This window comes from Streptomyces sp. NPDC032126, from assembly GCF_055580085.1.
The window spans coordinates 1-5,894 of sequence record NZ_JBVIMA010000023.1 but is presented as its reverse complement, the minus strand read 5'-3'; the positions used below and the strand labels follow the sequence as shown (position 1 = coordinate 5,894).

Here is a 5,894-nt window from a genome sequence, read left to right as displayed (position 1 = left end):
CCGAAGTGCTGGAGGAGTCGGAAGAGGGCGGTCTCCAGGGCGAAGAGGGCGGGCTGGGTGTAGAGGGTGTCTTCCAGCAGGGCTGCCTGTTCGGTGCCTTCCTCGGCCCACATGACCTGCTGCAGAGGCGTGTCGAGGTGCGGGTCGAGCAGTGCGCAGACGTCGTCCAGGGCTTGGGTGAACACGGGCTGGCTGTCATACAACTCCCGCCCCATGCCGAGGCGTTGGCTGCCCTGTCCGGCGAAGAGGAACGCGGTCTTGCCTGCTCCGGTGGCTGATCCTCGTACGAGATGGGGATGCTCGTCCCCGTCGGCCAGTGCTTGGAGTCCGGCCAGGAAGTCGTCCCGGTCCTCGGCTACGACTGCGGCCCGCTGCTCCAGATGCGCCCGCGTGGTGGCGAGGGAGAACCCAATGTCCGCGAGCCCGAGGTCGCTGCCCGCCAACTCCCGTACCCGCGCCGCCTGTTCCCGCAACGCACCCTCGGTCTTCGCGGACAGCACCCACGCCACCGGCCCACCCGGCGAGGGCGACACCTCATCCGCGGCTTCCTCCTCCGGTGCCTGCTCCAGGATCACGTGGGCGTTCGTCCCGCTGATCCCGAACGATGACACCGCCGCACGCCTGGCCCGGCCCGTCTCCGGCCAGTCCCGCTGCTCATCCAGCAGAGCCACCGCTCCCGCCGACCAGTCGACGTGCGGAGTGGGCTCGTCGACGTGCAGGGTCTGCGGCAGTACCCCGTGCCGCATCGCTTGGACCATCTTGATCACACCGGCGACACCGGCTGCGGCCTGCGTATGACCGATGTTCGACTTGATCGAGCCCAGCCACAGCGGCCGCTCGGCATCCCGCCCCTGACCATAAGTAGCCAGCAGCGCCTGTGCCTCGATCGGGTCACCGAGACTCGTCCCTGTGCCGTGTGCCTCGACGGCATCCACCTGATCGGCGGTGAGGCGGGCGTCGGTCAGCGCCGCGCGGATGACGCGTTGCTGGGACGGTCCGTTGGGTGCGGTGAGACCGTTGCTGGCGCCGTCCTGGTTGACGGCGGAGCCGCGCAGCACCGCCAGGACGCGGTGTCCATTGCGGCGTGCGTCCGAGAGCCGTTCGAGGACGAACATGCCCGCGCCCTCGCCCCACCCGGTGCCGTCGGCCGTGGCCGCGAAGGACTTGCAGCGGCCGTCCGGGGCGAGCCCGCGCAGCCTGCTGAACTCGACGAGCAGCCCGGGGGTCGCCATGACCGTCGCGCCTCCGGCCAGGGCCATGGCGCAGTCGCCGGCCCGCAGGGCCCGGGTGGCGAGGTGCAGCGCCACGAGCGAGGAGGAGCAGGCGGTGTCGATCGTGTAGGTGGGGCCTTCGAGGCCGAACGTGTACGCGATGCGCCCCGAGGCGACGCTGGCGGTGTTGCCGGTCAGCAGATAGCCCGCGAGTTCGTCCGCCCCCTCGTGCTGGAGCGAGAGGTACTCGGCGGCCGAGACGCCGGCGAAGACACCGGTGTCGCTGCCGCGCAGGGTGCCGGGGTCGATGCCCGCGCCTTCCAGGGCCTCCCACGCGGTCTCCAGCAGAAGCCGCTGCTGCGGGTCCATGGCGAGGGCCTCACGCGGGGTGATGCCGAAGAAGTCGGCGTCGAACGCGTCGACATCCCGGACGAAGCCGCCCTTCAGCGTGTACGTCTTCCCGGCGGCGTCCGGGTCGGCGTCGTACAGCTCGTCCACGTCCCAGCCCCGGCCGCCGGGGTACGCGGCGATCGCGTCCCTGCCCTCGGCGACGATCCGCCAGAGGTCGTCGGGGGAGCGTGCGTCGCCGGGGAAGCGGCACGCCATGCCGACGATGGCCACCGGTTCATCGGCGTCGGCGGCCGCCACGGTGGGGGCGCCGGGCGGGGACACCGAGGGGGCGCCGTCCGCCGAGTCGAGGACTTCGGCGAGGAGGTGGGCGGCGAGTGCCGTCGGTGACGGGTGGTCGAAGACGAGCGTGGGGGACAGCCGTAGGCCGGTGGCGGTGTTGAGCCGGTTGCGCAGCTCGACCGCCGTGAGCGAGTCGAAGCCCGCCTCCTTGAACGCGCGATCGCTCTCCACCGCCTCGGGACCGGAGTGGCCGAGCACGGCGGCGGCCTCGGCGCGCACCAGATCGACGAGGGTGTGTTCACGCTCGGCGGCGGACAGCGGCGCGAGCCGCCGCGCCCATGCGCGGAGCGGCGACTCGGCGCCAGCCGCTGCCGAGGGGGCGAGGGGGCGCGGAGCCCGGGGACCGGTCAGTCGGCTCAGCAGCGGGGGCAGGGTGCCCGCGTCCGCCCGGGCGCGCAGTGCGGCCGGGGCGAGCCGTGCCAGGATCACCAGCGCGGAGCCCACGTCGTGGGCGTCGAAGAGCGTGAGGCCCTGCTCGGCCGTGAGCGCCGAGACACCTGCCCGTTCAAGGCGCGCGAGATCGGCCGCGTCGAGCCCGCCCGCCATGCCGTCCGGCGCCTCCCACAGACCCCAGACCAGCGAGGCGGCGGGCAGCCCCTGAGCGCGGCGGTGCTGGGCGAGGGCGTCGAGGAAGCCGTTGGCGGCCGCGTAGTTCGCCTGTCCTGCGGCGCCGAGCAGACCGGAGAGCGAGGAGAAGCAGATGAACGCCGACAGGTCGGCCGACGCGGTCAGCTCGTGCAGGTTCCACGCGGCGTCGACCTTCGGCCGCAGAACCGCGGCGAGTCGTTGCGGCGTCAGGGCTTCCACGGCCCCGTCGTCCAGCACACCGGCGGCGTGGACGACGGCTGTCAGCGGGTGCTCGGCCGGCACGTCCGCCAGCACGGCGGCCAGCGCATCCCGGTCGGCCGCGTCGCAGGCCCGCAGGGTGACCTGGGCGCCGAGCCCGGTGAGCTCCGCGACGAGCTCGTCCGCGCCCCGGGCGCGCGGGCCGCTGCGGCTGAGGAGCAGGAGATGGCGTACGCCGTGGGCGTCGACGAGGTGGCGCGCGACGAGCCGTCCCAGCGCCCCGGTCGCGCCGGTGACCAGAACGGTTCCCGTAGCGGCCGGCGCGCCGTCCGTTGCCGTCCGGGCCACGGGTGCGGTGCCCGCCAGGGTCAGCGCCCCCGGCAGGGTGAGCACGAGTTTGCCCACGTGCCGTGCCTGACCGAGAGCCCGGAACGCCTCACGCGCGTGACGGACGTCGAAGGACGTCACCACAGGCGGCCGCAGCGCACCGGCCTCGAAGAGGTCCACCAGTTCCACGAGGATCCGCTGGATGCGCTCGGGACCGGCCTCTCCCATGTCGAACGCGCGGTAGGCGACGCCCGGATGCCGCTCCGCGATCTCCTCAGGCGCACGGATGTCCGTCTTGCCGATCTCCAGGAACGTGCCGCCCCGGGGCAGAGTGCGCAGCGAGGCGTCGACGAACTCATGAGCCAGCGAGTTCAGTACGACGTCCACGCCTTGCCCGTCCGTGACGTCCAGGAAGGCCGGCTCGAAGTCGAGTGTGCGCGAGTTGGCGACATGGCCGTCGTCGAGCCCGGCCTCGCGCAACCGGTCCCACTTGCCGGGACTCGCCGTGCCGAACACCTCGACACCCCAGTGGCGGGCCAACTGCACCGCCGCGCTTCCGACCCCGCCCGCGGCGGCATGCACGAGCAGCCGCTGCCCCGACCGGACGTGCGCCAGATCCACCAGGCCGTAGTACGCGGTGAGGAACGCCACCGGAATCGAGGCCGCCTGACTGAATGTCAGCCCGGCCGGCACACGGACCACCATCGCGCGGTCGGCGATCGCGACAGGCCCCATCGCCCCGGCGAACAGGCCCATCACCCGGTCTCCCGGCCGCAGCCCCGTCACATCCGGGCCGACCTCCAGAACCACACCGGCACCCTCGCTGCCGATGGCGAGATCCCCCGGATACATGCCCAACACCATCATCACGTCACGGAAGTTGAGCCCGGCGGCCCGGACGTCGATCCGCACCTGCCCGGACCCCAGCGGGGCCTCGGCGGCAGGGCTCGCCACCAGCTCAAGGTTCTCCAACGCGCCCTGCGTCCGGACATCGAGGCGCCACGACCGCGCCCCGGCCGGCGGCGTCAGCACGCCCTCCGCCCCGGCGCGCACCACGCGCGGCGCGAACAGCCGGCCCTCCCGCACCGCGAGCTGCGGCTCACCCCCGACACCGGCGGCGAGAGCGGCCAACAGCCCATCACGTGAGGCCGGTTCGTCGTCCATGTCGACGAGGAGCAGCCGGTCCGGATGCTCCGACTGCACGGCCCGCACAAGACCCCACACAGCGCCCATCGCCAGCCCGCCCCGGCCCGCCGCCGACGCCTCCCCGTGCCGGGTCGCCACGGCCCCGGCGGTGGCCAGGGCCAGCCGCGCGGACCCGAACGACTCCTCGCCCAGCCATTCCTGTACGAGGGTCAGGGCGCCGGCGGTCGCGTCGTGCACCTGCGGAACCACCGCCCCGGATTCGGCACCCGGAGTGTCCATGACGGCGACGACCACGTCCGGCACCGGCGTCCCCGCCGCGACGGCGTCACGAAGAGCGGCGATATCCGCGAAACGCCCCACCGCGCCGATCGTCGCGAAGCGCTCGTGGGAGTCGCCGACGAACGCGATCGAACCGACCCCGTCGTATGCCTCCGCGCCGGTGACCGGCGCCCACAGAAGCTCGAAGAGCGACTCCTGCCGGGCTTCGGAGGCGGACGTGACGGCCAGCTGCTCTGCGGTGACCGGCCTCGTCGTGAGCCCTTCGACGGTGACGACCGGCACGCCGTGCGGGTCCGTGGCCGTGAGCCGGAAGGTGTCGCCACCGGTGGGTGCGAGCCGCACCCGCAGGGCTTCCGCGCCGGTCGCGTACAGGTGCACGCCGGCCCACAAGAACGGCAGGTGGGCCGTATCGGCGTCGACGCCCAGCGCGAGCGAGTGGAGCGCCGCGTCGAGGAGGGCCGGATGGACGCCGTAACCCGTGGTGTCGGTGTCCTGCGGGAGACGGACCTCGGCGCACAGCTCGTCGCCGTTCCGCCACACGGCGGTCAGGCCCCGGAAGACGGGCCCGTAGACCAGACCCAGGCCGCCGAGACGGTCGTAGAGCCCGGCCGTATCGAGGACGGAGGCCCCGATGGGCGGCCACTCGACGGAGGGCTCGAGTACGGTCGCCGGCGCGTCGCTCAGCGTGGCCGAGCCGTGCCGCACCCATCCCGCCTCGGGCCGGGACGCCACCCTCGAATGCAGGGTCAGCCGCCGATGCCCGCTGTCGTCCACCGTGTCGACCTGCACCTGAAGGTGCACGGCGTCGCGCTCGGGCACGACCAACGGCGCCTGGAGCGTGAGCTCTTCGACGCAGGGCGTGCCGACGTGACGGGCGGCGTGCAGTACGAGGTCGAGGAGCGCGGTACCGGGGACGATCGCGTTGCCGTGCACCGCGTGCTGGGCCAGCCAGGGATGAGTCGCCGTCGAGAGACGCCCGGTGAAGACCCGCACCTCCCCGTCGGGCAGCTCAAGGGACGCGGACAGCAACGGATGCTCAGCCGCTTCGAGCCCGAACGTACCGGCCTTGCCGCTGGATTGCGGCTTCATGAGCCAGTAGGCGTGGTGTTGGAAGGGGTAGGTGGGGAGGTCGACGGGTGTGGGGTGGTGGGGGGCGTAGAAGGCCGTCCAGTTAATGGGCGTGCCGTTGGTGTGGGCGGTGGCGAGCGCGGTGAGGAGGGTGTGGTCTTCGGGTTTGTGGGGGTGGAGGAGGGGGATTGCTGTGGCGTCGGTGGTCGTGCGGGTGAGTGTGGTGAGGGTGCTGTCGGGGCCGAGTTCGATGTAGGTGGTGGCGTTGAGGTGGTCGATGGCTGGGTGGAAGCGGACTGCTTCGCGGAGCTGGCGCGTCCAGTACTCCGGGGTGGTGAGGTCGTCTGCTTCTGCCGCCTGGCCGGTGAGGGTGGAGACGATGGGGAT

General features: G+C 72.7%; 1 protein-coding gene. It reads right to left on the bottom strand.

The window, feature by feature from the left end; all coding sequences use genetic code 11:
- A partial coding sequence (locus tag ACZ5NW_RS37580; protein ID WP_468748543.1) for an SDR family NAD(P)-dependent oxidoreductase occupies positions 1-5,528 on the bottom strand: 5,528 nt, incomplete at its 3' end.
- Between the last annotated feature and the right edge of the window lie 366 nt (positions 5,529-5,894).